We start from the raw sequence: 26895 nt of genomic DNA on the forward strand, positions 1-26895 counted from the left end.
CGACAGCGAGGAGTTCCCAGTGCCCACCACCGTCGACACCCCCGCGACGGCCCAGCAGTCCGGCCGGTCCGCGCGCCCCGATCGCGGCGCGCCGCGGGCCCGGCGCAGCGTCGCGCGCGCCACGCACCCGATGTGGTTCCTGGCCCCCGCCTTCGCCATCCTGCTGGTGTTCTTCTTCCTGCCGACCGTCTTCAACTTCGTCTACGCCTTCACCGACTGGTCGAGCTTCAAGTCGCAGATCCATCCGGTCGGGCTCGACAACTTCGCCGGCCTCGTCTCCGACGGCACCCTGCTGAGGGCGCTGCGGATCACCATCGTCTACGCGATCCTGGTGGCCGTCTTCCAGAACCTGTTCGGCTTCCTGCTCGCGGTGCTGCTCGAGCGCGACACCGCCGTGAACCGCATCGCGCGGGTGTGCCTGCTCATTCCGGTGCTGATGTCGGCCCTCGCGGTCGGCTACATCTTCCAGGCCCTGCTGAAGCCCGAGGGCAGCCTCAACGGGGTGCTCGGTACGCTGCTGCGCCACGACGTCGACTACGCCTGGCTGGCCGACCCGACCTGGACGATCGTCACGGTCTCGGTCATCCACGCCTGGAAGTGGATGGGGCTGTCCATGCTCATCTACCTCGCCGGGCTCAAGACCGTCCCGGTCGACCTGATGGAGGCCGGCCGCACCGACGGCGCCTCCCGCTGGCGGACGTTCTGGGCGATCCGCTTTCCACTGCTCGCCCCGGCGATCACCTTCAACGTCGCCACGGCGCTGCTGGGCTCCATGAACGGCTTCGACATCGTCCAGGCCACGACCGGCGGCGGCCCGGCCCGTACCACCGAGATCCTCAACATCTTCATCTACCGCACCTTCGGCCAGGGCCTCTTCGCTCAGGCCACCACCATGAGCCTGATGCTGTTCCTGGCCGTGACGATCATGGCGTTTCCGGTCATCCGCATCCTGCGCCGGCGCGAGGAGGTCCTGTGAGCGACGCCCGGATCTGGACCCGGCTGCAGCCGGTGGTCACCACGCTGCTGGTGGCCACCGTCATCGGCATCCCGCTGTGGCTCGTCGTGGCCACCGCGGCCAAGTCCCGGGGCGAGGCCCTCACGCCGAACCTGTCCCCGCCGCGGCATTGGCAGCTGTGGTCAAACCTGCAGACCGTCTGGACCGACGGGCACATCCCGGCCGCGTTCCTGGGCAGCCTGCTCGTCGTCGTGCCCGCCGTGGCCGGCGTCCTGATCCTCGGCTCGATGGCCGCCTGGGTGCTGGCCCGCCGCTCCGGCCGGCTCGCCGCCGTGCTCTACGCCGTCGCCATCAGCGGCATCGTGCTGCCCCCGGCGGTCGTCACCCTCGTGCTGCTGCTGCGCCAGCTCGGGCTCGCCGGCACCGCCGGGGGCATGATCGGCGTGTACATGGGGATCTACATGTCCACCGTGATCTTCTTCGTCACCGGCTTCGTGCGCACCATCCCGCCCTCGCTGGAGGAGGCCGCGCAGATCGACGGGGCCGGCCCGGTCCGGGTGTTCGTCCGGGTCGTCCTGCCGCTGCTGCGCCCGGTGCTGGCCACCGCCACGATCCTGATCTGCCTGTACGTGTGGAACGACGTGTTCTACGCGTTCTTCGTCATCGGCGGGCGGGTGGACACGCTGCCGCTCAACCTGTTCCGGGTCGCCAGCGCCGGGCTGTACCTCAACAACTGGCACCTCATCTTCGCCTACGTGATCCTGATGAGCCTGCCGCTGGTCGTCGTGTTCGCCGTCGCGCAGCGCCGGATCATCTCCGGCATCACCAGCGGCGCGGTCAAGTAGCCGAATGGCGGTGGCCCCCGGTCAGCCCTTCGGCGGGGTCGGCTGGCTGAGGGCCATCAGCTCGGACACGGTGACGAACCGGTAGCCCCGCTGGCGCAGCCCCGTGAACATGGCGCCGAGCTGACTGAGCGCCACGTGCCGGTTGGCCGAGCCGACGTCGTGGGCCAGGATGATCTGGCCGGGCCGGGCGTGCTCGATGATGTCCTGCGCCTGCCCGGGCGGGTTCTTCACGTACAGGTCCTCGTTCATCTTCGTCGACCAGAGCACCACGTCGTAGCCCGCCTGGTCGGCGCCCATGAGGGTCGAGCCGCCGAGGTGGCCGTACGGCGGGCGGAGGAGCTTCGGCTCGCGGCCGGTCGCGGCCCGGATGGTGTCGTGGGCGCGGGTCAGCTCCTTGCCGATCGCCGGGGCGTCCATCGTCGCCAGGTCCGGGTGCGACCAGGTGTGGTTGCCGACCTCGTGCCGGTCGAGCCGGCCGCGCAGCAGGTCGCCGTGGGCCGCGACGTTCTGGCCGACCAGGAAGAAGGTCGCCGGCACCTGGAAGTGTTCGAGCGTGTCGAGCACCTCGGAGGTCCACTTCGGGCCCGGGCCGTCGTCGAACGTGAACGCGACCACCGGTTCGGTCGTCTCCACGTGCCAGGTTACCGACACGCGCCCGTGGACGTCGTACTCGGCGCGGTCGGCGGCCGGTGCGTAGCCGCCGTCCAACGGTAGGTGACGCCGGGGCCACACCTGCGGGACCGTCACGGCGGACGCGCCGAGGGCGGCGCCGGCGCCCAGCAGTAGGCCGCGTCGGAACAGTGCACGCCTGTTCAAGATCTGATCCCCCGTCGCCTCAACGTCTCCGACCCCGTATTCGATCACGTGGGCCCCGTTTCCAGACACCCGTCATTCGCCTCGAATTCATCCGAAGGTCCGCAATCGTGCGGTGCTGAACCCTCGCGAGCGGCGCTCCGTACGAGTCCGTGGAGGCTCACCGAAGGGGGCTCGCATGCGGGTCAGGCGAATGATGGTTCCGTTCCTCGCCCTGCTGGCGCTGCTGCCCGCCGGCTGTGGCGGCGTTGCCGGGCCGGCCGTGCCGGCGGCCGCCGCGCCGGCCACCGCGTCCGCTTTGCCCGCTGTGTCGGCCTCGCGGACCCAGCCGGTCGTGCCCGCGGTCGTTCCCGACTCGCTGAAGTTCACGGGTACCACGCTCGACGGCAAGGCGTTCGACGCGGCGAAGTTCGCCGGCGGCCCGGTCGTGCTGTGGTTCTGGGCACCCTGGTGCGCCGTGTGCCTCGGGCAGGCGTCGACGGTCGGCGACCTGGCCAAACAGTACGACGGCAAGGTCGCCATGATCGGCGTCGCCGGGCTCGACCAGAGTACGAACGCGATGAACGAGTTCGTCGCGCAGGGCGAGGTCGGCAACGTCACACACCTCAACGACCAGGCCGGCGTGGTCTGGCGGAAGTTCGGGATCAAGGAGCAGAGCGTCTTCGTGATGATCGACCGGTCCGGCAAGGTGATGCAGAACGGGTACCAGGACACGGTCACGCTCGGTAAGTGGGTCGCCTACCTGGACGAGCACTGAGCATGCTGGTCCTGGCGCTCGCGGCCGGTGCGCTCGCCGCGGTGAACCCCTGCGGTTTCGCGCTGTTGCCGGCGTACCTCTCGCTGCTGGTCGTGGACGAGGACGCGGGCCGGCGGCGGGCGATCGGCCGGGCGCTGCTGGCGACGCTGGGCCTGACCGCCGGGTTCGCCGGCGTCTTCGGGCTGGTCGGCGTGGTCCTCGCCTCGACGGTCGCCTGGCTGCCGGCGCGGCTGCCCTGGTTCACGATGGGCCTCGGGCTGGTGCTCGTGGTGCTCGGCGGCTGGCTCGCGGCCGGCCGGCGCGCGCCCGCGCTGCCCTGGCGCCCGGCGCGGGCGCCCGCGCTGAGCCGAACGCTACCGTCGATGGTGCTCTTCGGCGCCGCGTATGCCCTCGCGTCGCTGAGCTGCACGATCGGCCCGTTCCTGGCCATCGTCGGGTCGAGCCTGCAGGCGTCGTCGGCGCTCGGCGGGATAGCGCTCTTCCTGGCGTACGCCGCGGGCATGGGCCTGGTCGTCGGCGCCGCCGCCCTGGCCGTGGCGCTGCTGCGCACCTCGCTGCTCACCCGGGTCCGCCGGTCCGGTCCGGCGCTCGCCCGCGCCGCCGGCGTCCTGACCCTGCTCGCCGGCGCCTACGTCGCCTACTACGGCTGGTACGAGCTCCGGCTCGCGAGCGACGGCCCGCGCGCGCTGCGGGACCCGGTCGTGCGCGCGGCCGGCACCGTCCAGCAGTGGCTGGCCGGCGGCCTCGACGCCGCGGGGATGACGGCGGTGTCGGTCGTGTTCGCGGCGCTGCTGGTGGCCGGCCTGGCGCTGACCCGCCGCCGCCCGGGCTGACCGCCCGGCCGCCGCCGTCCCGCCCGGATGCGAGCCATGCTCACCAGCACTACGCCAAGGACCGCCCGCTGTTCCGCGGCCGGGTGGACGACGACGCGCTGCGTTTCGATCCCTGAGCCGCGTGCCCGCCGGCCTCCCGGCCGGCGGGCACGAACCTCAGTGCGTCAGATCGGGTTCCAACCGTCGGAGCCGGCCAGGTACTTCCTTGTACTTCCCGCTGCCGTCCGCCGCGACCGTGGGCGTGCCGCCGCCACCGGTCGTCGGCGGCGGCCCGGTGGTCGCGCCGGAGACGTAGTTGAACGACCACTGCATGCGCGCGATGTCCGAGCAGGTCTCCTGCACGATCGGGTTGTTCCCGGCCGTGGAGCCGTCCTTGTCGCTCAGGCAGAGCCCGGACGAGACGCTCTTCACGACGAACTTCCCGGCGGCGGCCCCGGACGCGGTGAAGGTCCACTGCTGGTTGGTGCTGACCCCGCAGGTGTACTGCCACAGCTGCGTCCCGGACGTGGTGCTCGCGGACGGCACGTCGACGCACTTACCGCTGTTGGTGTTCACGAGGTTGAACGCGCTGCCCTGCGTGGTCACCGAGAACTGCTGGTCGGTGGCCGCGCTGCTGCAGGCGATCTGCACGAGCAGCGCGCTGTTGGAAGCGGACGCGCCGGCGACGTCGACGCACTTGCCGCTGGCCCCGCTGGCCAGCGTGTACACGCCGCCGGCCGCGGGGGTGCTCGCGGCTTCCGAGGGCCACGCCGACAGGGCGAGCACCGCGGCGGGCACGGCCAGCATCGCCGCGACGGCGCCGCCGATGCGGACGGCGAGCCGGCGTCGCCGCGCCGGTTCTGGTGGTTGCACGGGGGATCCTCCCGAGGGGTGTGGAGTTCGGTCGATAGGTAGGTGCCTCCCTCGGCATCGGCATTACGAATAGTTCGCGACGGATGTCCGGGGCCTCAGCGCGCCGGGAAACTTTCAGGCGCGGGCACGTCGGCCCGCGCGGGTGCGGGGGATCAGGTGCGCTTCGCCGGCGGGGTGGCGTGCCAGGAGGCGAGCAGGCGCAGCGCGGCGGCGGCGTCGGAGTCCGGCGGGGCGCTGTAGGTGACGAGCATCTGCTCCGGGTCGTCGGGCAGCCGCAGCGCCTCGTACGCCAGCTCGACCGTGCCGACCAGCGGGTGCCGGAGCGTGGCGGTGGTGTGGCCCTTGTCGTGGACCGGGTGCTCCGACCAGAGCCGCCGGAACAGCTCGCTGTGCCGGGACAGGTCGCCGATCAGTTCGGCCAGGGCGGGGTCGTCCGGGTGGCGGCCGGCGTCGACGTGCAGGAACGAGACCAGGTCGCGGGCCTTGGCCGGCCAGTCGGCGAACAGCGCCTGCGCGGCGGGCTCGTCGCCGAACATGAGGCGGGCGAAGTTGCGCTGCCGGGGCGGCGCGGTGTCGAGGCCGGCGATCAGGGCGGCGCCGAGCCGGTTCCAGGCGAGCACGTCGGTGCGTCGACCGACGATGTACGCGGCGGCGTCGGTCATGGCCTCCAGCAGATGTTGTACCTGGGGACGGACCCGCTGAGGCGGACGTCTCACGCCGCGGGCCGGCCGGAGCAGCCGGCGCAGGTGCGCGCGCTCCTCGGCGTCGAGGCCCAGCGCGCGGGCGACCGCGTCGAGGACGGCCTCGGAGACGTTTGTGGCGCGGCCCTGCTCGAGGCGCACGTAGTAGTCGACGCTGACGGCGGCGAGCTGGGCGACCTCCTCGCGCCGGAGCCCGCTGACGCGCCGGCGGCCGTGGTACGGCGGGACGCCGGCGGTCTCCGGGTCGATCCGGGCGCGGCGCGAACGGAGGAACTCGGCCAGCTCCGTTCGTCGGTCCATGTCGCCAAGTATGGCCGGGCCGGAATCGCCGCCGCCTGGTTCGGCCAGACCTACCTTCGGGCGCGACCAGGGTCGAACAGGGGAATGGGCGCCGACCGCCGACCGGGCGACGGTGGTTCCCGGAAGCGAACACTCATCGAATCGGGAGACTCGAATGCAGGTCAATGGCACTATCGCGCTCGTGACCGGGGCGAACCGCGGCCTCGGCCGCGCGCTCGTCACGGCACTGCTCGCCGGGGGCGCGGAGAAGGTCTACGCGGCCGCCCGCCGGGTGGAGACCGCGGCGGATCTGGCCGGTACCGACCGGCGTGTGGTCCCGGTCCAGCTGGACCTGACCGACCTCGAGCAGGTCGCGGGGGCGGCTTCGGTGGCCGGCGACGCCACGCTGCTGATCAACAACGGCGGTTCGCTGAACTTCGCCGACCCGCTGGCCGGCGACCTCGCCGCGATCGACGCGGACCTGCGGACGAACTTCGTCGGCCCGCTCGCGTTGACCCGGGCGTTCGTGCCGGTGCTGGAGGGCAACGGCGGCGGCGCGATCGTCAACGTGCTCAGCCTGGTCGTGCTCGGATCGGTGCCGGCGATGGGCGGCTACGCCGCCTCGAAGGCGGCGTCGGCGTCGGCGACCCAGGCGCTGCGCGCGCAGCTCGTCGACCGGAAGATCACGGTGCACGGGGTCTTCCCGGGGGCCGTCGACACCGACATGATCCGGGACTTCCCGATCCCGAAGACCAGCCCGGCCGACGTCGCCGCGGCGATCCTCGACGGGGTCGAGGCGGGGGAGGAGTACATCTACCCCGACCCGATGGCGCAGCAGGGCCACCGGGCGTGGCGCGAGGACCCGGCGGCGTTCGAACGCCAGATGGGCTCCATGTAGCAGGCAAGGCCGATCCGGGGTGTCCCCATCCACGGGCGGGGCACCCCGATCGGGGATCATCGAGACGATCAACGAGTTCCAGGCCACCATCACCGCCGAGATCGCCGTCAACGTCACCGCGATCGCGGACGCCGCCAGCGCCGGCAAGGCGACGGCCGACGCGAGTCACGGCTCCGTCGCCACCCTCGCCGAGCTGTCCGGGAACCTCCGCCGCACCGTCCAGCGGTTCCGGTACTGAGGGTTTCAGGCCGCGATCGGCTGCGTGAGTTGCTCGGAGGCGCGCCAGACGCGGCCGGCCTCGTCCTCGCCGCGCAGGCGGGAGTAGAGCTCCTGCTCGGCCGGGGCGCCGGAGATGTGCTGGAAACCGCCGGGGCCGTAGAGGCGGCCGCCGCGGGCGTCCGGGGACGTGGCCGCGTACAAGGCGGGCAGGAGCGCGGTGTCGACGGTGCCGAAGAGGATACCGCGGCGGCCGAGGGCGCGGATGAGGCGGCCGCCGGCGGTGGGCCGGGCCCGGCCGACCTCGGGCCGGGCCTGCAGGAGGCTGGTGGCGGCGACGCCGGGGTGCGCGAGGTTGCTGGTGATGCCCCAGTCGCCGGCCCGGCTGCGCCGGTCGAGCTCGAGCCCGAACAGGCCGAAGGCGATCTTCGACTGGCTGTACGCGCGCATCCCGTCGTAGGACCGCTCCCAGTTGAGGTCGTCCCAGTTGATGGCGTTCTGGTTGGCGGCGATGCTGATCTGCGAGGTCACGCGGGCGCGTCCGGCGCGCAGCAGCGGCAGCAGGTGGCCGACGAGGGCGAAGTGGCCCAGGTGGTTGGTGCCGAACTGCAGCTCGAACCCGTCGGCGGTGGTCTGCCGGTCCGGTGGGGTCATCACGCCGGCGTTGTTGACGAGGACGTGGATCGGGCGGCCCTCGTCGCGCAGCGCGGTGCCGAGCGCGGCGACCGAGCGCAACGACGACAGGTCGAGCTCGCGGAGCGAGAGGGCGGCGTTCGGGTACCGCTGCCGGATCTTCGCCACCGCGGCCTCGCCCTTCCGCCGGTTGCGCACCGGCATGAGGACCTCGGCGCCGGCGGCGGCGAGCCGTGCGGCCAGGCCGAGCCCGACGCCGTCGCTGGCGCCGGTCACGACGGCGAGCTTGCCGGTGAGGTCGGGAACGGTGATGTCCGGTCGTTGGCGTGTCATGCCACCACGGTGGACCCGATCCGCGGCGGTATCCACGGCCTGTCAATCCCAGGCTGCGCGCCGGCGGCGGTGGTAGAACCGACACATGATCGACCGTGCCGGGCTGGCCGAGTTCCTCCGCCGGCGTCGCGAGTCGCTGCAGCCCAAGGACGTGGGCCTGCCGCGGGGGCAGCGACGCCGGACCGCCGGGCTGCGCCGGGAGGAGGTGGCCACGCTCTGCCACATCTCCGCCGACTACTACAGCCGGCTGGAGCGGGAGCGCGGGCCGCACCCGTCCGAGCAGATGATCGCCTCGATCGCGCAGGGCCTGCACCTGTCGCTCGACGAGCGGGACCACCTGTTCCGCCTCGCCGGGCACCGGCCCCCGGCGCGGGGGACGACGAGCGCCCACATCAGCCCGGGCCTGCTGCGCATCCTCGACCGGCTCGCCGACACCCCGGCCGAGGTCGTCACCGAGGTCGGGGAGACGCTGCGGCAGACCCCGCTGGGCGTCGCGCTCACCGGCGACCTGACGAGGTACACCGGGCCGGCCCGCAGCATCGGCTATCGGTGGTTCACCGACCCGGCCTGCCGGGCGCTGTACCACCCCGACGACCACCCGCTGCACTCGCGCGTCTTCGCCGCCGGGCTGCGGGCGCGGGTCACGCTGCGCGGGCCCGACTCCTACGCCGCCCACCTCCAGCGGCTCCTGCTCGCGCACAGCGAGGAGTTCCGGGCCGTGTGGGACGAGCACGAGATCGGCGTGCGCTACAACGACGTCAAACGCTTCATCCACCCCGAGGTCGGCCTGCTCGAGCTGACCTGCCAGGCCCTGGTCGACCCCGACCAGTCGCACTCCCTGCTGGTGTACACGGCGGTGCCCGGCAGCGAGAGCCACGAGAAGCTCCAGCTGCTGGCGGTCATCGGGGCACAGCGCGTCGGCTGAGCGGGCTACCGGCCGGCCCGCAGCAGCCAGGCGGCCGGATGCTGCCGGACGTGGTCGACGGAGGTCAGCACGGCCCCGATCACGGCGGCGTCCGGCCCGAGCAGCGCCGGGCGCAGGGCGATCGGGGCCCAGCCGGCCGACAGGACCCACTGGTCGATCTCGGCCCGGGCGTTGGCCGTCAGCCACGAGGACAGGAGCGAGAAGCTGCCGCCCAGCAGCACGGTGCCGATGTCGAGGAGGTTGAGCGCCCCGGACAGCGCGACGCCCAGCGCGGCCGCCTCTGGGGGCGGCCCGTTCTCACGAGGAAACCTGCACCAGCGACCACTGCTGTTCGAGGAGGTTCTGGTCCGGCCACTGGATGACCTGGGCGCCGTCCGCGGCGGAGCCTTGGGCCACGGTCAGCGCCTTGCCGGCGTGGCGGTCGATGAGCTTGTAGTACGACCCGGCGGCGACGAGTTGCCAGGCCTGGTCGTCGGCGCCGGTCTGGACCCATTGCACGGCGATGGCGGCGTCGGCCTGGTTGCCCTGCCAGATACCGAGGGCCCGGCCGCTGTTGCGGTTGAGCAGGGTGCGGTAGCCGCCGCCGATGTCGGTCAGGTGCCACTGCTGGTTGGCGCCGCCGTTGTCGGCCCACTGCACGACGCCGGCGCCGTCGACGAGGTTGTTCTGGTACACGTCGAGCGCCTTGCTGCTCTTGCGGTTGACGAGCTTGTAGTAGGGGCCCGCCGAGTTGCCGAAGTCGACGTCGGAGTACACGATCCGTGTCGTGCCGCCGATGATCTCGACGCGGCCGGTCCGCGGGGCGTAGGTGAGGTTGCGGCTGTAGGCCGACCCCTGCGTGGTGTGCACCTGCGCCCAGGCGCCCGTGCTGCTGCCGCTGCCGTTGACCCAGACGTCGCCGCCGCCGGCGTTGGAGTTGTACAGGATGCGCCCGTTCGGCAGCCGCAGGAGCACGGGGCTGCCGCCGGTCGTGATCGCCCCGGAGCCGGCGGTGACCGGCAGCGAGGTGATGCCGGTGCCGGCGTCGCCGCCGGCGCTCCAGAAGTTCAGCGGGTTGCCCGACACCTTGTACCGGACGTTGTCGCCGCCGCCCCAGTACTCGTACGTCATCAGCCACTTGCCGTCGCTGGTGGGCACGACGTTCGGCATCCCGGGCCGACCGCCGCCCAGATAGGTGCCGGTGCCCCCGGCCACGTCGAGGACGGGCGCGCTCCAGGCCCCGGTGCCGTTCCAGGTGCGGTGCGCGATGACCTGCCCGCCCGGGTCCGCGCCGGTGGTGTTGTTCGGCGCCACGGTCAGCACGCCGGTGCCGGCGTTGTAGGCGGTGTACTCCATCTCGTCGGAGTAGTAGGCGACGAGCTGGTTGTCGTAGACCATCAGGTACGGCTCCCACACCGGGTCCCGCTGGCGGGAGGTGTTCGCGGCGGCGATGTTCGCGCCGTTGCCGCCCTGCCAGCCGCCGTTCGTGATGATGTTGACGACGCTCCACGTCGCGCCCGAGTCGGTGCTCTGGTACAGCGCGATCGCCATGTCGCGGCGGTCGCCGTCGTCCGTCGGCGTCCAGCCCGGGTTCGCCGCCTTCTGCTGCAGGTAGTAGGCGTCGTCGCCGGACACGACACTGGCCATCAGCAGCGTGCCGGCGGCGAGGCTGCCGACGGCCTGCGGCAGGACGTAGAGGTACGGGTTCGTCCAGTTGCTGACGTACCTGGCGTAGGCGGCGTCGTCCGACAGGTAACGCGGCGCCTTGACGTCGGTCAGGTACTGCCACGTCGTGCCGTCGTCGTCGCTCTTGTACAGCGGGATCGGCTCGCCGTCGGCCGAGCCGGACGGGGCGACGGTGGCCTTCTCGAACGCGGCGACCAGGCGTCCGCCCGGCAGTGCGGCCGCCTTCGGGTACACCGAGCAGTTGCCGTGCCCCTTCAGGCAGGCGGCGTTGGCGGGCAGTTGGAAGAGGGTTCCAGGCGTCACGGCCGAGGCCGCCGCCGGGGCGATCCCGGCCAGTCCGGCCGCGGCGAGGGTGGCGCCACCGGCGATCGTGGCCCAGCGGCGTCTGTGGCGAAGGTGCATGGCTGCTCCTCAGCGGGTGCCTACGTAGTCATCGGTGAGCATGTCTACGTAGTCATCGGCCGGATGTCAAGAGGTCGAAGGTACTTGACATCGGGTGCGTGACTACGTAGACATTGGACCCATGGACGTAGGCAACGGCCGGGTACGCCGCCCCGGCGGCACCGATGTGGCCCGGCTGGCCGGCGTGTCCCAGAAGACCGTCTCGCGGGTCTTCAACAACGAGCCCAGCGTCACGGAGGAGACCCGCATCCGGGTGCTCGCCGCGGCCCAGGAGCTCGGCTACCGCCCCAACGGCGCCGCCCGCGCGCTGCTGACCGGCCGGACCCACCGCCTCGGCGTGGTCTCGCTCGGCACGGCGCACTTCGGCCCGTCCTCGCTGCTGGTCGCGCTGGAACGCGAAGCGCGGCGGATCAACTACTCGCTGAGCATCGCCAACACGTTCGAGGAGGACCCCAGCGCCCTGGCCGCGGCCGTGGACAACCTGCTCGTCCAGGGCGTCGACGCGATAATCCTGTCCGAGCCGGTCGACTCCGGGGAGCCGCTCACGGTCGACGTCCCGGTGCTCACCCTCGGCGCCGCCCCCGCGGTCCATGCGCCGATCGTGCTGTCCGTGCACGCCGCGGAGGGCGGTGACGCCGCGGCGGAGATGACCCGGTACCTGCTGGGGCTCGGGCATCGCACGGTGCACCACGTCGCGGGGCCGCAGCGCTGGTGGGCCGCGCGGGAGCGCCGCCAGCACTGGCACGACACCCTCGTCGAGGCTGGCGCCGAGGTGCCGGCGGTCCCCGAAGGTGACTGGACCGCGGCGAGCGGCTTCGAGGCCGGCCGGGCGCTGGCCCGCGATCCGGGCGTGACCGCGATCTTCGCCGCGAACGACGAGATGGCCATCGGCGTCATCCACGCACTGCACTCGGCCGGCCGTTCGGTGCCCGGTGACGTGAGCGTCGCCGGCTTCGACGACATCCCGGTGGCCGCCCACGTGTGGCCGCCGCTGTCGACGGTCAGCTCCGACAACGCCGACCTCGCCGCGGCGGGGCTCGGCTACCTGATCGAGTACCTCGACGCGCCGGACACCCCGCCGGCGCAACCCCCGAAGCACCTGCACAAGCTGATGCTGCGGGACTCCACCGCGCCGACCGTCTGACGCGGCCCGCCACTTTCTGCTCGGAGGATCGATACCCCATGCGCTTTTTCAGTACTGCCATCAACCGGCGCTCGATGTTAGCGCTCACAGTGACCGCGACCGCAGCCGTGCTCGCGGGCTGCACCTCGTCGCCGGGCGCGGACCCGGCCCCGGCCGGTCCGGTCAGCCAGGCCGACGTCGACAGGGCGATGAGCGCCCCGACGACGCTCACCTTCTGGACCTGGGTGCCGAACATCGACCAGGAGGTGGCGGTGTTCCAGAAGAAGTACCCGGCCATCAAGGTGAACGTGCAGAACGTCGGGCAGGGCACCGACGCCTACACCAAGCTGCGCACCGCCCTCAAGGCCGGGGCCGGGGCGCCGGACGTGGCGCAGATCGAGTACCAGTACATCCCCACGTTCTCCATCACCAAGAGCCTCGTCGACCTGCGCCCGTACGGCGCGGACGCCAACCGGTCGAAGTTCGTCGACTGGACGTGGAACCAGGTGACGGGCCCGGGCGGCCAGATCCTGGCCTACCCGCAGGACACCGGCCCGATGGGCATGCTGTACCGGCAGGACATCTTCGCCAAGTACGGCATCGCCGTGCCCAAGACATGGGACGAGTTCGCCGCCGCGGCCCGCAAGCTGCACGCAGCCGACCCGAACGTGTTCCTGACCAACATGTCGGCCAACGAGACCGCCGGCTGGCACGGGCTCATGTGGCAGGCGGGCTCGAAGCCGTACAGCGTGGACGGCACCACGGTCGGCCTGACGGTCAACGACGCCGGGTCCAAGAAGGTGGCCGGCTACTGGGGCGGGCTGGCCAAGGAGGGCGTGGTCAGCACCGACCCGGACTTCACCGACAACTGGTTCCAGGGCTTCAGCTCCGGTAAGTACGCCACCTGGCTCACCGCGGCCTGGGGCCCGGTGTTCCTCAGCGGCAGCGCCAAGACCACGGCCGGCAAATGGCGCGCCGCCCCGCTGCCGCAGTGGGACGCGGCCAAGCCGGTGTCGGGCAACTGGGGCGGCTCCACGACCGCGGTCATCCAGGGCACGAAGAACCCGATCGCCGCGGCGAAGTTCGCCGAGTTCCTCAACACCGATCCGGACACGACCAAGATGTTCAACTCGGTGCAGAACTTCTTCCCGGCGACCAAGGCGCTGCTGTCCGACCCGTCGTTCGCCGGTCAGCAGTCGGCGTTCTTCGGCGACCAGACCGTCAACGCCGTGTTCGCCGGCATCAGCGGCACCGTCGACCCGGGCTTCCAGTGGCCGCCGTTCCTGGACCAGTCGGTGAAGGACTGGGCCGAGACGGCCGGCAAGGCCCTGGCCGACAAGGGCGACGTCGCCGCCGCGACCGACCAGTGGCAGTCGCGCCTGACGACGTACGCCAAAGACCAGGGCTTCACCGTCAAGTGAGCACCGTCCGGCACCATCGGGCCGGCTACATCTTCGTCGCCCCGTTCCTGCTGTGCTTTCTGCTGCTGTTCCTGCTGCCGCTGGCTTACGCCGCCTACCTGAGCCTGTTCAAGGACCAGCTCGTCGGCGGCACCGTCTTCGTCGGGCTCGACAACTACGCCCGCGCGCTCACCGACGGGCGGCTGCTCGGCGGCGTCGGCCGGGTCGCGTTGTTCTTCCTCGTCCAGGTGCCCGCCATGCTGCTGATCGCGCTGGCGGCCGCCCTGGCCGTCGACAGCGGCCTGCTGCGCCTGGCCGGCCTCGTCCGGCTCGGGATCTTCGTGCCGTACGCGGTGCCCAGCGTCGTGGCCACCCTCATGTGGGGCTACCTGTACGGGCCCGACTTCGGCCCGCTCGCCCAGCTCGGCGACCGGCTCGGGTTCACCGCGCCGGACCTGCTCGGCGACGGGCTCATGCTGCCCGCGCTGGGCAACGTCGTCACCTGGGAGTTCGTCGGCTACAACATGATCATCCTGTACGCGGCGCTGCGGACGGTGCCGACCGAGCAGTACGAGGCGGCCGCCGTCGACGGCGCCAACGCGTGGCGGATCGCCTGGCACATCAAGATCCCGGCGCTGCGCCCGGCCCTGCTGCTCTGCCTCATCTTCTCGGTCATCGGCAGCTTCCAGCTCTTCGTCGAGCCGAACCTCATCCAGCGGCTCGCGCCGACGGTGATCAGCTCCGCGTACACCCCGAACCTCTACGCGTACAGCCTCGCCTTCACCTCGCAGCAGGTGAACTACGCGGCCGCCGTCTCCTTCCTGCTCGGCCTGGTGATCCTGGTCGTGTCGTACGTGGTGCTGGCGACCGCGGGACGGAAGGCCCGCCGATGAGGAGGAGCAACTTCCTGACGCTGGCGATGCTGGCCCTGCTCGCCTACTTCGTCTTCCCGCTGTTCTGGCTCGCCGTGGCGGCCACGAAGAACACCACCGACCTGTTCTCCACGTTCGGGCTGTGGTTCGGCCGCGACTTCGCGTTCTTCGACAACGTCCGGGCGACGTTCACGCACAACCACGGCGAGTACGGCCGCTGGCTGCTCAACAGCCTGCTGTACGCCGTCGTCAGCTCCGTCGGGGCCGCGGCCCTGGCCACGTTCGCCGGCTACGGCTTCGCCCGCTACGTCTTCCGCGGCCGCGGCCCGCTACTGGGCCTGGTGCTCGGCACCATCATGGTGCCGACGACGGCGCTGGCCATCCCGACGTACCTGCTGTTCAGCCGGGCCGGCCTGGTGAACACGCCGTGGGCGGTGATCCTGCCGTCGCTGGTGAGCCCGTTCGGGCTGTTCCTCATGTGGGTGTACGCCCGCGACGCGATCTCCGACAGCCTGCTGGAGGCGGCCCGCATCGACGGCGCCGGCGAGCTCGAGATCTTCTTCAGGGTGACCCTGCGCAGCCTTGTTCCCGGCTTCGTCACCGTGCTGCTGTTCACCCTCGTGGCGACCTGGAACAACTACTTCCTGCCGCTGATCATGCTCAACGACCCGAAGCTGTACCCGGTCACCGTCGGGCTGGCGAACTGGTCGGCGCAGGCCGTCGGCGGCAGCGGCGCCAACGCCGATCTGCTGGCCTCCGTCGTGACCGGATCAATGCTGTCCATCGTCCCGCTCATCGCCGCGTTCGTCCTGCTGCAGCGGTACTGGCAGTCCGGCCTGTCCGCCGGCGCCGTCAAGGAGTAATCACATGGCACCACCGCACCTGCCCGCCGGCGTCCTGTTCGGGGCGGCCTACTACCACGAGTACCAGCCCGCCGAGCGGCTGCGCACCGACCTCGACCTGATGGCCGACGCCAGCTTCACCGTCATCCGGGTCGGCGAGTCGGTGTGGTCCACCTGGGAGCCGGAGAACGGCCGGTTCGAGCTCGACTGGCTGCGGCCGGTCCTCGACGGCGCCCACGACCGCGGCATCGCCGTCATCCTCGGCACCCCGACCTACGCCGTGCCGCCGTGGCTGGCCCGCCAGTACCCGGAGATCGCCGGCGAGCGCGCGACCGGCCGGCCGATCCCGTGGGGTGCCCGGCAGGAGGCCGACTTCACCCACCCGGCGTTCCGCTTCCACGCCGAGCGCGTCGTCCGCCGCATCCTCGAGCGCTACGCCGGCCACCCGGCGGTCATCGGCTTCCAGGTCGACAACGAACCCGGGTTGGAGCTGCTGCACAACCACGCCGTGTTCCAGCGCTTCGTCGACGACCTGCGCCGCACCTACGGCACCGTCGAGCGGCTGAACGAGGAGTGGGGCCTGGTCTACTGGTCGCACCGGTTGTCCACGTGGGCGGACCTGTGGCGGCCGGACGGCAACGCGCAGCCGCAGTACGAGCTGGCGTGGCGGCGCTTCCAGGCCCGTCAGACCGAGGAGCTCATCGCCTGGCAGGCCGCCGTCGTCCGCGAGTACGCCACCCCGGAGCAGTTCGTCACCACCTGCCTGGCCTACGACCGTCCCGCCTTCGACGACGCACGCATCGGCGCCGAGCTCGACGTCGTGTCCGGCAACGCCTACTACGTCATGCAGGACGGCCTGGCCCGGCCCGACACCCGCACGCCGGCGCAGACGTGGACCACCGACGGCGTCTGGGCGTTGTACCTCAGCGCCGACCGCATGTACTCCGGCAAACAGGCCCCGTTCCTCGTCACCGAGACCAACGCGTCAAGCATCGGCTTCTCCTGGGACAGCCGCCCCGCGTACGACGGCCAATGGCGCCAGGCCGCCTGGGCCCTCGTCGCCCGCGGCGCCCGCATGATCGGCTACTGGCACTGGCACACCCTGCACTTCGGCACCGAGACGTACTGGGGCGGCATCCTGCCCCACAGCGGCCGCCCGGGCCGGACCTTCTGGGAGCTCGCCCGCGTCGGCGGCGAACTGCGCTCCGCGGCGGACGTCCTCGACGGCCTGACCCCCGACGCCGACGTCGCAATCGTGTTCGACCTGCCGAGCCGTTGGATCATGCAGCGGTACCCGGCCCTGTCCCACCCTGACGGCACCCCCGACGAGCGCGCCTACCAGGGCATCATCGAACCCTTCTACCGCGGCGCCTTCGACGCCGGCCTCCAGGCGCGGCTTCTGCACACCGCGCAGCTCCCGCCCGCCGGCGAGCTCGCCCGCACCCACCCCGTGCTCGTCGCGGCCGGTCTCTACGTCGCCGACGACGCCACCCTCGACCGCCTGCGCGAGTACGCCCACGCCGGCGGCCACCTCGTCATCGGCCCCCGCACCGGCTACGCGGACCACGAGGCCCGTGCCCGCACCGACCGCATGCCCGCGCGCCTGGCCGACGCCGCCGGCGCCTGGTACGACGAGTTCAGTACCATCCACACGCCGGTCCCGCTGGTCGCGGCGGACCCCGGCTTCCCGGTCCCGGACGGCGCCGCCGCCACCCGCTGGATCGACGGACTGCAGCCCACCGACGCCACCGTCCTGGCCGGCTACCGCCACCCGCACTTCGGCCGCTGGCCCGCGATCACCACCCGTGCCTTCGGCCGGGGCCGCATCACCCACGTCGGCACCGTCCCCGATCAGCGCCTCGCCGAGGCGCTCATGCGGTGGGCGGTGCCCGAACCGGCATCCTGGACCGGCCTGCCGGAGACGGTCACCGGCACCGGCGCGACCGCCGCCGACGGCCGCCGGCTCCGGTTCCTGCACAACTGGTCCTGGACCCGGACCCGTGTGGAGGCGCCGGTGGACTGCGCCGACGTGCTCACGGGCAAGGAGATCCCGGCCGGAACGGCGATCGACCTGTCCGAGTGGGCCGTGCGGGTCCTCGTCGAAGAACGGCCCGGTACCTGAACCCCGACGGCACCTCCTGCTCCGCGCCATGGGGGAACGGGGGCCGATGCGCCGGCCGAGTTGCACGGGTCGTGCCCCTGGCCCAGGGCAACCTGGACAGGCGGGGTTACCGGTCGGCCGGCGTGGTGTGCGCGGCGCCGCCGGGACGGCGGCGTGCTGCGCAGATCGTGGCGCGGGTAGCGGACAGCGTGATGGTGAACAGGTCGTAGTCGGCTGTGGCGGCACGCAGACGGAGCAGGACGGCCAGTGAGATGGGAACTCCGGTGAGGGTCGCGCCGGCGAAGCCGATCGCGGCGTCGTGGACGGCGGCCGGGGTGCCGGGGCCGCAACCTTCGGCGTAGACGGCGCGCATGCCGTACGCCTGCGGCTGTCCGGGTGCGGCGTCGAGCTGTGGCAGGCCGTTGGACAGCAGGTAGATGCCGTCTTCGGCAACCAGCAGCAGCGCCGGGCCGGGGGCCTCGCCGGCGACGGGCTCGGCGTTGGCCGGGGCGGCCGCGGCGTGTTCGACAAGGATGAGGACCTCGCCCAACGGGAAGATCATCTCGGGCATGGTGAGCCCTGTCTGCCGGCGGCGGTTTGCGAGCGGCGGTGGCTGCTCTGGCTGTGCGGGCCGGCGGGCGCCTGGGGAGGTGCAGCGATCGGTATTGACCCGGTGTTGCCGAGATTCGCCGCACCGGGGAGGGCCTGGACGCGGGAAGTGAACAGTCACCTTCGATCTCGAACGGATGTTTGAGTACAGATCCGCCACCCCGGATTACCCCGACCTTGGCCGGGTAATCGGTCCGCTGGTGAGGCTGCGTCGTGGGTGAGGGGAGAACAACCGATGAACCGGCCTACGGCCACCCGGGTGAGCGACAGCACCGCCGACCTGCGATCGAGGACGACGAGCTAGACATGCAGCACGTGCCCGATGCGGAGCGTCTGGTCGCGGAGGCGGTGGTCGTGGCGGCAGCCCAGGACGCCGACCCCGAGCTGGTCGCGCGCTACTGGCGCCTCGTGCCGGACGAGGAGCTCGCCGGCTGCGAGGTGGCGAAGATGGTTGCCGCTACGCAGTCGCACTTGGAGCTGACCCGGCAGCGGGTGCCCGGCGAGCTGAAGCTGCGCCTGGGCATGAGTGTTGCCGGCGGCACGTCGCTGGAGATCGTCACCGACGAGATGCCGTTCCTCGTCGACTCGGTCACGAGTGCGCTGTCGGCGCGCAATCTTGACGTGAACATGCTGGTGCACCCGCTCGTCGTCGTGCGGCGGGCGCCGCTGGGCGCGCTGGAGGAGGTCTGCGTCGGCCTGGAGCCGGAGGACGCCGCGCCGGGTGACATCGTCGAGAGTTGGATCCGCATCGAGGTCGACCGGGTCCTGGACGAGGCCGATTTCGAGAGGCTGCGCAACGACCTGGCCCGGGTGCTCGACGACGTGCGCGAGGCGGTCGAGGACTGGCCCAAGATGCGCACGCAGGCGCTGATCCTGGCCGACGAGCTCGGCAGCGCGCAGCTGCCGGTGCCGGACAAGGACATCACCGACTCCGTCGAGCTGCTGCGCTGGCTGGTGGACGACCACTTCACGTTCCTGGGCTACCGGGAGTACCGGTTGACGAGGGGCGACGACGGGGAGGAGCTGCTACAGGCGGTGCTCGGCTCGGGCCTGGGCATCCTGCGGTCCGACCAGACCCGTCCGCTCGTGCTGAGCTCGATGACCGCTGAGGCCTACGCCAAGGCGCTGGAGAAGCGGCTGCTGATCATCACCAAGGCCAACTCGCGTGCCACCGTGCACCGCTCGGCCTACCTGGACTACATCGGGTTCAAGCAGTTCGGCGTCAACGGCGAGGTGGTGGGGGAGAAGCGGTTCCTCGGCCTGTTCTCGTCGGCCGCCTACCGGACCAGCGTTCGTGACCTGCCGGTCGTCAAGCGCAAGGTCGCCGAGGTCGTCGAGCGCTCCGGGCTGTCGCCGCGCAGCCATTCCGGCAGGGACCTGCTGGAGACGCTGGAGACCTACCCGCGCGACGAGCTGTTCCAGATCACCACCGACGAGCTCTACCGGGCCGTCATGGGTGTCCTGCGCCTGGCCGGCCGCCGCCAGCCGCGGCTGTTCCTGCGCCGGGACGGTTACGGCCGGTTCATCTCCTGCCTGGTCTACCTGCCCCGTGACCGGTTCACCACCGCCAACCGGCTGCGCATCCAGCAGATCCTGCTGGCGGAGCTCAACGGCGTCGGGGTCGACTACACCATCCGGGTGAGCGAGTCGAAGTTCGCCCGCGTACACCTCATCGTCCGCACCGAGCCCGGCAACCCGCCCGGTCACATCAACGTCGACCGTCTCACCGAGCGCCTCGCCGACGCCACCCGGCTGTGGGACGACGACTTCCGCATGGTGCTGGAGCGCAAGCTCAACGACGAGCACCAGGCCAAGCAACTCCACGAGCGCTACTGCGGCGCGCTCTCGGACACGTACAAGGACGAGCACACGCCGAACGAAGCGGTGAAGGACGTCGCCAAGCTGGAGCTGCTCGACGAGCCGGGCCAGCTCGTGATGCACGTCTACCTTCGCCGCCAGGCCGAAAGCGACATCCGGTTGAAGGTGTTCCGCTACGGCGAGCCGATGATCCTCTCCGCCGTCCTGCCGGTGCTGCACTCCCTCGGCGTGACGGTCACCGACGAGCGGCCCTACGAGATCGTCCGCTCCGATGGCACCATCTACCTTTACGACTTCGGCCTGCAACTGCCGCCGGGCTCGCGGGCGATCGTCGAGGTCCGTCCCAACCTGGAGAACGCCTTCTCCGCCACCTGGCACGGTGAGGCCGAGGTCGACAACTTCAACACCCTCGTGCTGAAGGCCAGGTTCACCTGGCGCGAGGTCGTCATCCTGCGGGCCTACGCGAAATACCTGCGCCAGGCCAGCACGGTGTTCTCGCAGGACTACATGGAGACGACGCTCCTGGCCTACCCCTCGATCGCCGCGAAGCTCGTGGACCTGTTCACGGCTCGCTTCGACCCGCGGCTGCACCTGTCCGAGACGGCGCGGTCGGAGTGGTCGAAGGAGATGGTCGCGGCGATCAACGAGGACCTCGACACGGTCACCAGCCTGGACCAGGACCGCATCCTGCGCTCCTTCCTGCACCTGATCCAGGCCACCCTGCGCACGTCGTTCTTCCAGCGCGGCGAGACCGGGCGCCCCAAGCCGTACACGGCCTTCAAGCTCGACCCGCAGTCGATCCCCGATCTGCCGGCGCCCCGGCCCCAGTTCGAGATCTTCGTCTACTCGCCGCGGTTCGAGGGCGTGCACCTGCGCTTCGGCTCGGTCGCGCGGGGCGGTCTGCGCTGGTCCGACCGGCGCGAGGACTTCCGGACCGAGATCCTCGGCCTGGTCAAGGCGCAGATGGTCAAGAACGCGGTCATCGTGCCGACCGGCGCCAAGGGCGGCTTCGTCCTCAAGGAGAAGCCGGGCGACCGCGACGAGGCCCTGGCGTGCTACCAGCTGTTCATCCCGGCCCTGCTCGACGTCACCGACAACCTTGACGGCGGCAAGATCGTGGCGCCGCCCGAGGTGGTGCGCCACGACCCTGACGACCCCTACCTGGTGGTCGCGGCCGACAAGGGCACCGCGACGTTCTCCGACATCGCCAACGAGATCTCGCTGCGGTACGGGTTCTGGCTCGGCGACGCGTTCGCCTCCGGCGGCTCGGCCGGCTACGACCACAAGAAGATGGGCATCACCGCGAAGGGTGCCTGGGAGTCGGTGAAGCGGCACTTCCGCGAGCTCGGCGTCGACACCCGGACGACCGAGTTCACCGTCGTCGGCGTCGGCGACATGTCCGGCGACGTCTTCGGCAACGGCATGCTGCTCTCGCCGCACATCCGGCTCGTGGCCGCGTTCGACCACCGGCGCATCTTCGTCGACCCGCAGCCCGACGCCGCGACATCGTTCGAGGAGAGGGCCCGGCTCTTCGCGCTGCCCCGGTCCTCCTGGGACGACTACGACGAGTCGCTGATCTCGGCCGGCGGCGGTGTCTACTCGCGGGCGGCGAAGTCGATCCCGATCTCGCCGGAGGCGAGGGCCGCGTTGGGGATCCCGGTGTCAGTCACTGCACTCACGCCCAACGAGCTGATGCACGCGATCCTGTCGGCCCCCGTCGACCTGTTCTGGAACGGCGGCATCGGCACATATGTCAAGGCCACCGGCGAGTCCCACGCCGACGTCGGCGACAAGGCCAACAACCACATCCGGGTCAACGGCCGCGAGCTGGGCGCCAAGGTCGTCGGCGAGGGCGGCAACCTGGGCCTGACCCAGCGTGGCCGGATCGAGTTCGCGCTCGGCGGCGGCCGCATCGCGACAGACTTCATCGACAACTCCGCCGGCGTCGACTGCTCCGACCGCGAGGTCAACATCAAGATCCTGCTCGACCGCGCGGTCCTCGACGGCGCGCTCGACCCGAAGGACCGCAACCCGCTACTCGCCGGGATGACCGACGAGGTCGGCGAGCTGGTTTTGAAGGACAACTACGACCAGGCCGCGGCCCTGGGCAACTCCCGCGCGCAGTCCCGCTCGCTGCTGCCGGTCCACAAGCGGCTCATCGCCGACCTGGAACGCCGCGGCCAGCTCGACCGCGCGCTGGAGGACCTGCCGACCGACGAGGAGCTCGACGCGCGCGCCGAGGCGGGGGGCGGCCTGACCTCACCCGAGTTCGCGGTCCTGCTGTCCTACGTGAAGATCGTTATCGAGCACGAGATCCTCGAGTCCAACCTGCCCGACGAGGACTGGACCAACGAGGTGCTCATCGACTACTTCCCGACCCCGCTGCGGGAGCGCTTCGTGGAGGCGATGGCCGAGCACCCGCTCCGCCGCGAGATCGTCGCCACGCAGGTGGTCAACCAGGCCGTCAACCGCGGCGGCACGACGTTCTTCTACCGCGCCGCCGAGGAGACCGGGGCCGGCGCCGCGGACATCCTCCGGGCCTACGTGGTGATCCAGGAGGTGTACGGCCTGCGCGAGCTGCGCCGCGCCGTCGAGTCCCTCGACAACCAGGTCCCGCCGGAGGTGGAGACGGCGGTCTATCTGGAGACCCGGCGGCTGCTCGACCGGGCGGTCCGCTGGCTGGTCTCCAACCGGCGGCTGCCGATCGACGTCCCGGGTGAGATCGCCCGGCTGCGCCCCGGCGTCTCGCGCCTGCTGCCGCAGCTGGAGACGCTGTTCCGCGGACAGGAGCGCGAGGCGTTGCACGCCAACACGGCCACGCTGCGCGGGCTGGGCCTGCCGACGGAGATCGCGGACGCGACAACCCGGATCATGTACGGCTTCGGTCTCCTCGACATCGTCGAGGTCGCGTCGCAGACGGGCTGGGAGGTCAGCGAGGTCGCCGCGGTCTACTACGTGCTGTCGGACCGGTTCCGCGTCTACGACCTGCTGTCGCGGATCTCCGACCTGCCGCGCGAGGACCGCTGGCAGACGCTGGCCCGCATGGCGCTGCGCTACGACCTCTACGCCGCGCTGGCCGCCCTGACGGCGGAGGTCCTCAAGGCGACGGCGCCGGACGACGACGCCGAGGCCCGGGTCCACGAGTGGGAGCAGAGCAACGCCACGTCGATCGCCCGCACCAGTAACGCGATCGGCGAGTTCGGCGAGTCCCGGGGCGACCTGGCCGCCACCTCGGTGCTGCTCCGCCAGATCCGCACCCTGGTCCGCACGTCCGCCGCCTAACCGTACGACGGCTAGCGTCACCGCGAGGCTGTCCATGCGCCGGGACGTTCCGGCGTTCATCACCTTTCGTAGGCGATTCGCTCCCACCGGCTGGGTGGTGTGAGCGCGTTGGTGGCCCGCAGGGCGCCGGTAACGGTCGTGTCCGAGGCGGTGAGCTTGAGCGTGCCTACACCAGCGCCCGCGGCGATCCGGCCCGGTACCGCCGTCGGGGTCTCGATCCGGTAGGTCAGGCCGGGCCAGCCGAGCACGTCCACATCGCTAATTGCGGCGAGTGCGGTGCGTCTGTGCCTCGGTCCCTGGACGGTCGCCACGACCTCGCCGGCCCGCACCAACTGGTACTTGTGCAGCAGGCCGGTGGCGGCCTGGATCAGGTGACGGCTGGCGTCGAACGCGTCGGCCATGTTCGGGCCGGGCGCGAGCACGGCGCCGAGGATCCTCAGCCGCTGCCCTTCGACGGTGATCTCGGCCGCGAAGAGCAGGCAGCCGCCGGCCTGATCGGTGGAGCCGGTCTTGATGCCGACGATCCCGTCCTTGCCGAGCTGGGTGTTGACGTTCTTGACCGGGCCGACTCCGGGGAGCGTGGCCTGCGGCATCGCCACGATCTGGCCCAGCACCGGCAGTTGCATGGCGGCGTGGGCGAGGATGACCTGATCGGCGGCCGTGCTGACCGTGGCCGGGTCGAGCCCGGACGGGTCGGTGTAGTGCGTGTCGGCCATCCCGAGCTTGGCCGCGGCCTGGTTCATCTCGGTCACGAACGCGGTACCGCTGCCGGCGTCCCAGCGGGCGAGGATGTGGGCGATGTTGTTGGCCGAGGGCAGCAGCAAGGCCTGGAGCGCTTGGCGTTCGGTGAATTCCTCACCGGCCGCCACCGGGATCAGCGACTCCCCGCGGGCGACCTGGGCCGGGTAGGCAGCGGCCTCCGCGGCCGTGACGGTGAGCGTAGGGCCGTCCTCGTCCACGCGCAGCGGATGGTCACGCAGGACGATATACGCGGTCATCACCTTGGCGACACTGGCGATCGGCACGGGCCGCGAACCGCCGGAGCCGCCGATCCGGCCGAGCCCGGCGACCTCGAGCGCGGCCTGCCCGGCCTGTGGCCACGGCAACACCGGCGTGGCGCCGGGGATCGCGTACATCTGCGGAACGGTCTGTACCACCCGCGGCGCCGGCACCGGGCGGCCGAGCGCGAACGTGACGAACCCGCCGGCTGCCAGGACCGTGACCACCGCAGTTACGGACAGCCACAACCACAGCCTTCGACGACGAGCCGGCGGTGGCACGACGACGGCCTCCGGCCCCACTTCCGTACTACTGGTCAACCCGAACTCCCACGGACGATCGCTCAAACAGGCAAGCCGCGCATGAAGGCGGCGATGCGCCCTACCCGATCTGACCGCTGGCTAACGTCTCGAGCGAGCCATCGGCTCCCGGCTCTCCGGAAGCTGGCGGCGTGATTTCGTCGCGCCGCCTGCGCGAGGGCCGGTCACCGGTCGCCGGCTCCGGTTCCTGCACAACTGGTCCTGGACCCGGAACCGGGTGGAGGCGCCGGTGGACTGCGCCGACGGGGACGTGCGGGTCCTCGTCGAAGTACGGCCCGGTACCTGAACCCCGACGGCACCTGAGACGCACGAAGGGTCTGTCTAGACGGGAACCTCCGTGCTGAGGATGACGGTGAGCTCCTCGGGCAGATGCAGGAACTCGGCCTGGCTCGAGGCGTTGTGGGCCAAGGCGATGAACAGCCGCTTGCGCCAGGTGGCCAGCCCTTTCCGGGCGGTGCGCCGAAGCGTGATCTTCGAGACGAACCAGGACGGCCGCTCGGGGTCGACGCCCTCGGCGAGGGGGTGGCCGGCGGCGCGGCGCAGCACCTCGGGGAAGTCCGTGGGGTCCTGGAATCCGAAGGTGGCCGCGATGTGGATGATCCCGTCGTGGGGGTCGCCGAGGTCGTCGATGACCAGTCGCTCGTCCCACGGGATGTGCGGGACGTTCGCCGTGCGCCCGGAAATGATCACCACGCGTTCGTGCAGGACGTGGTTGTGGGCGACATTGGCCCGCAGCGCCAGCGGGGTGGTGTCCTTGTTCGGGTGCGGGAACACCGCGGTGCCCGGAACACGCACCACGTTTGCCTTGTGGAGCTGGTCGATGAACTCCGGCAGCGGGCCTTCGAGCTCGACGCGGCGGGCGGTGACGAGCTGCCGGCCGCGCTGCCAGGTGACCATCGCGGTGAAGACGATCGCGCCGAGCAGCAGCGTGAGCCAGCCGCCGTGGGCCACCTTGGTGAGGTTGGCGGCGAAGTAGGTCAGTTCGATGCTGCCGAACACCAACCCGATGAGGGCGACCCGCCACTTGGGCCACCGCCAGCGGGCCCGGGCGACGACGAGGAACAGGGTGGTGGTGATCAGGAACGTGCCGGTCACCGCGACGCCGTAGGCGGTGGCGAGCCGGGTGGACGAGCCGAACGCGAACACGACGACCAGGACCGCCACGAACAGGCCCCAGTTGACGCCGGGCACATAGATCTGGCCGTACTCGCGCCGCGACGTCTGCCGGATGCGCAGGTGCGGCAGGAAGCCCAGGCGCATCGCCTCGCGGGAGACGGAGAACGCCCCGGAGATGACCGCCTGGGAGGCGATCACGGTGGCGGCGGTGGCGAGCAGAACCATCGGCAGCCGGGCCCAGCCGGGCAGCAGCAGGAAGAACGGGTTGCTGCGGCTGTCCGGGGCGCGCAGGATCAGCGCGGCCTGGGCGAGGTAGTTCAGGGTCAGGGCGGGGAAGACCACGGCGAACCAGGCTCGGCGGATCGGGGCGCGGCCGAAGTGGCCCATGTCGGCGTAGAGCGCCTCCGCGCCGGTGATTGCCAGCACCACGGCTCCGGCGGCGACGAACGCGATGAACGGCCGGTCGACGATGAACAGCACCGCATAGCTGGGCGACAGCCCGGCGAGGATGCGGGGGTGGCGCAGCACCTCCACGGCGCCGGCCAGGCCGAGGCAGCCGAACCAGACCACCATGACAGGCCCGAAGATGGCCCCGACCCGCCCGGTGCCCCACCGCTGCCCGGCGAAGAGCACCGTCAGTACTACGGCGGCGACCGGTAGCACGACGACCTCGAGCCGTGGCGAGGTGACCTCCAGCCCCTCGATCGCCGACAGCACCGAGATGGCGGGGGTGATGACGCTGTCGCCGTAGAACAATGCCGCGCCGAGCACGCCGAGGGTCATCACCGCCGTCAGGCGCCGCCCCTTGGCGCTGTGCAGTACGTCACGGGCGAGGGCCGCCAGGGCCATCACCCCGCCCTCGCCGTCGTTGTCGGCGCGCAGGATGAACACCACGTACTTGATCGACACGATGAGGGTGATGGACCAGAACACGAGCGACACCACGCCGTAGACGTCCGCCGCGGTCGGGCGCACGATGCCGCCGTCGAGGGCGAAGACGGTCTGCATCGCATACAGCGGGCTGGTGCCGATGTCGCCGTAGACCACACCCAGCGCGCCCAGCGTCAATGCCAGCCCGGCGCCGCGCCGGGTCGAGGCCCAGCGCGCCGGGCGTGGCGTGGATTCGGCGCGATCCGCAGTGGTGGGCCTGCCCTGCCCGGTGCTGGTCAGCTTCGACACGCTCCGTCCACGGTCCATGCGGCAGTTCCGCCCCGCCCGGTGCGGGGGCTGCTCAAGTCACCTTGCCCGGCCGAGGTGGGCCGCGGTCGGATCTTGATGACTTCTTAACGTCCACCGTGCTCCGCGG

General features: G+C 71.3%; 22 protein-coding genes. 13 read left to right on the forward strand and 9 right to left on the reverse strand.

Features of this window, described 5'->3' with window-relative positions:
• Positions 1–19 precede the first annotated feature (19 nt).
• Together AB0B76_RS33975 and AB0B76_RS33980 are read left to right on the forward strand one after the other, a co-directional pair.
• Complete coding sequence (locus AB0B76_RS33975) at positions 20–976, forward strand: sugar ABC transporter permease (protein ID WP_360383040.1); 957 nt, start codon at positions 20–22, stop codon at positions 974–976.
• Positions 973–1800: a carbohydrate ABC transporter permease gene (locus tag AB0B76_RS33980; protein WP_360383042.1), complete on the forward strand. Its 828-nt coding sequence runs from the start codon at positions 973–975 to the stop codon at positions 1798–1800. The genes AB0B76_RS33975 and AB0B76_RS33980 overlap by 4 nt, the downstream gene beginning before the upstream one ends.
• Positions 1801–1821: 21 nt before the next feature.
• On the opposite strand, the gene AB0B76_RS33985 is transcribed toward AB0B76_RS33980, so the two are convergent.
• Entirely contained in the window at positions 1822–2616 is a 795-nt protein-coding gene (locus AB0B76_RS33985) for a polysaccharide deacetylase family protein (protein ID WP_360383044.1), read from the reverse strand.
• 175 nt (positions 2617–2791) lie between these two features.
• Between AB0B76_RS33985 and AB0B76_RS33990 the strand changes: the two genes are divergently transcribed.
• Both AB0B76_RS33990 and AB0B76_RS33995 read left to right on the forward strand, forming a co-directional pair.
• Entirely contained in the window at positions 2792–3370 is a 579-nt protein-coding gene (locus AB0B76_RS33990; protein WP_360383046.1) for a redoxin family protein, read from the forward strand.
• 2 nt (positions 3371–3372) lie between these two features.
• A complete protein-coding gene (locus tag AB0B76_RS33995; RefSeq protein ID WP_360383048.1) occupies positions 3373–4203 on the forward strand; it encodes a cytochrome c biogenesis protein CcdA in 831 nt (276 codons plus the stop codon).
• 156 nt (positions 4204–4359) lie between these two features.
• Here the strand turns inward: AB0B76_RS33995 and AB0B76_RS34000 are convergent, their stop codons facing one another.
• On the reverse strand, positions 4360–5055 hold the full coding sequence (locus AB0B76_RS34000) for an RICIN domain-containing protein (protein ID WP_360383050.1): 696 nt from the start codon (positions 5053–5055) through the stop codon (positions 4360–4362).
• A 152-nt stretch (positions 5056–5207) separates the two neighbouring features.
• The gene (locus AB0B76_RS34005) at positions 5208–6056 is read right to left on the reverse strand and encodes a helix-turn-helix transcriptional regulator (protein WP_360383052.1); all 849 of its coding nucleotides are present in this window, start codon (positions 6054–6056) and stop codon (positions 5208–5210) included.
• 154 nt (positions 6057–6210) lie between these two features.
• Between AB0B76_RS34005 and AB0B76_RS34010 the strand changes: the two genes are divergently transcribed.
• Together AB0B76_RS34010 and AB0B76_RS34015 are read left to right on the forward strand one after the other, a co-directional pair.
• Positions 6211–6933: an SDR family oxidoreductase gene (locus tag AB0B76_RS34010; protein ID WP_360383054.1), complete on the forward strand. Its 723-nt coding sequence runs from the start codon at positions 6211–6213 to the stop codon at positions 6931–6933.
• 19 nt (positions 6934–6952) lie between these two features.
• On the forward strand, positions 6953–7171 hold the full coding sequence (locus AB0B76_RS34015) for a hypothetical protein (RefSeq protein WP_360383056.1): 219 nt from the start codon (positions 6953–6955) through the stop codon (positions 7169–7171).
• Positions 7172–7176: 5 nt separating this feature from the next.
• Here AB0B76_RS34015 and AB0B76_RS34020 read toward each other — a convergent pair whose 3' ends face one another.
• Positions 7177–8115: an SDR family oxidoreductase gene (locus AB0B76_RS34020; RefSeq protein ID WP_360383058.1), complete on the reverse strand. Its 939-nt coding sequence runs from the start codon at positions 8113–8115 to the stop codon at positions 7177–7179.
• A gap of 85 nt (positions 8116–8200) precedes the next feature.
• Between AB0B76_RS34020 and AB0B76_RS34025 the strand changes: the two genes are divergently transcribed.
• Entirely contained in the window at positions 8201–9040 is an 840-nt protein-coding gene (locus tag AB0B76_RS34025; protein ID WP_360383060.1) for a helix-turn-helix transcriptional regulator, read from the forward strand.
• A gap of 5 nt (positions 9041–9045) precedes the next feature.
• Here the strand turns inward: AB0B76_RS34025 and AB0B76_RS34030 are convergent, their stop codons facing one another.
• Positions 9046–9261, reverse strand: coding sequence for a hypothetical protein (locus AB0B76_RS34030; RefSeq protein ID WP_360383062.1), 216 nt, complete (start codon positions 9259–9261; stop codon positions 9046–9048).
• 76 nt (positions 9262–9337) lie between these two features.
• Complete coding sequence (locus tag AB0B76_RS34035) at positions 9338–11107, reverse strand: RICIN domain-containing protein (RefSeq protein ID WP_360383064.1); 1770 nt, start codon at positions 11105–11107, stop codon at positions 9338–9340.
• Between the two features lie 121 nt (positions 11108–11228).
• On the opposite strand from AB0B76_RS34035, the gene AB0B76_RS34040 reads away from it, so the two are divergent.
• The 5 genes from AB0B76_RS34040 (at position 11229) to AB0B76_RS34060 (ending at position 17466) form a co-directional block, all read left to right on the forward strand.
• Positions 11229–12251, forward strand: coding sequence for a LacI family DNA-binding transcriptional regulator (locus AB0B76_RS34040; protein ID WP_360383066.1), 1023 nt, complete (start codon positions 11229–11231; stop codon positions 12249–12251).
• An 89-nt stretch (positions 12252–12340) separates the two neighbouring features.
• On the forward strand, positions 12341–13651 hold the full coding sequence (locus tag AB0B76_RS34045; RefSeq protein WP_360383068.1) for an extracellular solute-binding protein: 1311 nt from the start codon (positions 12341–12343) through the stop codon (positions 13649–13651).
• Positions 13648–14523, forward strand: a complete 876-nt coding sequence (locus AB0B76_RS34050) for a sugar ABC transporter permease (protein ID WP_360383070.1) — start codon at positions 13648–13650, stop codon at positions 14521–14523. The genes AB0B76_RS34045 and AB0B76_RS34050 overlap by 4 nt, the downstream gene beginning before the upstream one ends.
• Complete coding sequence (locus AB0B76_RS34055; protein WP_360383072.1) at positions 14520–15365, forward strand: carbohydrate ABC transporter permease; 846 nt, start codon at positions 14520–14522, stop codon at positions 15363–15365. Before AB0B76_RS34050 ends, AB0B76_RS34055 begins: the two co-directional genes overlap by 4 nt.
• Before the next feature lie 4 nt (positions 15366–15369).
• Positions 15370–17466: a beta-galactosidase gene (locus tag AB0B76_RS34060; RefSeq protein ID WP_360383074.1), complete on the forward strand. Its 2097-nt coding sequence runs from the start codon at positions 15370–15372 to the stop codon at positions 17464–17466.
• A gap of 106 nt (positions 17467–17572) precedes the next feature.
• Here AB0B76_RS34060 and AB0B76_RS34065 read toward each other — a convergent pair whose 3' ends face one another.
• Complete coding sequence (locus AB0B76_RS34065) at positions 17573–18007, reverse strand: hypothetical protein (RefSeq protein ID WP_360383076.1); 435 nt, start codon at positions 18005–18007, stop codon at positions 17573–17575.
• Between the two features lie 332 nt (positions 18008–18339).
• Here AB0B76_RS34065 and AB0B76_RS34070 point away from each other — a divergent pair, with 332 nt between their 5' ends.
• Positions 18340–23154 (forward strand): NAD-glutamate dehydrogenase, encoded by a 4815-nt coding sequence (locus AB0B76_RS34070; RefSeq protein WP_360383157.1) that lies wholly within the window; start codon positions 18340–18342, stop codon positions 23152–23154.
• A 59-nt stretch (positions 23155–23213) separates the two neighbouring features.
• Here the strand turns inward: AB0B76_RS34070 and AB0B76_RS34075 are convergent, their stop codons facing one another.
• Both AB0B76_RS34075 and AB0B76_RS34080 read right to left on the reverse strand, forming a co-directional pair.
• A complete protein-coding gene (locus tag AB0B76_RS34075; RefSeq protein WP_360383078.1) occupies positions 23214–24380 on the reverse strand; it encodes a D-alanyl-D-alanine carboxypeptidase in 1167 nt (388 codons plus the stop codon).
• 414 nt (positions 24381–24794) lie between these two features.
• Positions 24795–26768, reverse strand: a complete 1974-nt coding sequence (locus AB0B76_RS34080; RefSeq protein ID WP_360383080.1) for a potassium transporter Kup — start codon at positions 26766–26768, stop codon at positions 24795–24797.
• Positions 26769–26895 lie beyond the last annotated feature (127 nt).

The organism is Dactylosporangium sp. NPDC049140 (assembly GCF_040648435.1).

Excerpts from the sequence above, each read along its gene's own strand:
- AB0B76_RS33990 (WP_360383046.1), top strand. The coding sequence starts at position 2,792 with ATGCGGGTCAGGCGAATGATGGTTCCGTTCCTCGCCCTGCTGGCGCTG.
- AB0B76_RS33995 (WP_360383048.1), top strand. The coding sequence starts at position 3,373 with ATGCTGGTCCTGGCGCTCGCGGCCGGTGCGCTCGCCGCGGTGAACCCC.
- AB0B76_RS34005 (WP_360383052.1), bottom strand. The coding sequence starts at position 6,056 with ATGGACCGACGAACGGAGCTGGCCGAGTTCCTCCGTTCGCGCCGCGCC.
- AB0B76_RS34010 (WP_360383054.1), top strand. The coding sequence starts at position 6,211 with ATGCAGGTCAATGGCACTATCGCGCTCGTGACCGGGGCGAACCGCGGC.
- AB0B76_RS34020 (WP_360383058.1), bottom strand. The coding sequence starts at position 8,115 with ATGACACGCCAACGACCGGACATCACCGTTCCCGACCTCACCGGCAAG.
- AB0B76_RS34025 (WP_360383060.1), top strand. The coding sequence starts at position 8,201 with ATGATCGACCGTGCCGGGCTGGCCGAGTTCCTCCGCCGGCGTCGCGAG.
- AB0B76_RS34035 (WP_360383064.1), bottom strand. The coding sequence starts at position 11,107 with ATGCACCTTCGCCACAGACGCCGCTGGGCCACGATCGCCGGTGGCGCC.
- AB0B76_RS34040 (WP_360383066.1), top strand. The coding sequence starts at position 11,229 with ATGGACGTAGGCAACGGCCGGGTACGCCGCCCCGGCGGCACCGATGTG.
- AB0B76_RS34055 (WP_360383072.1), top strand. The coding sequence starts at position 14,520 with ATGAGGAGGAGCAACTTCCTGACGCTGGCGATGCTGGCCCTGCTCGCC.
- AB0B76_RS34060 (WP_360383074.1), top strand. The coding sequence starts at position 15,370 with ATGGCACCACCGCACCTGCCCGCCGGCGTCCTGTTCGGGGCGGCCTAC.
- AB0B76_RS34065 (WP_360383076.1), bottom strand. The coding sequence starts at position 18,007 with ATGATCTTCCCGTTGGGCGAGGTCCTCATCCTTGTCGAACACGCCGCG.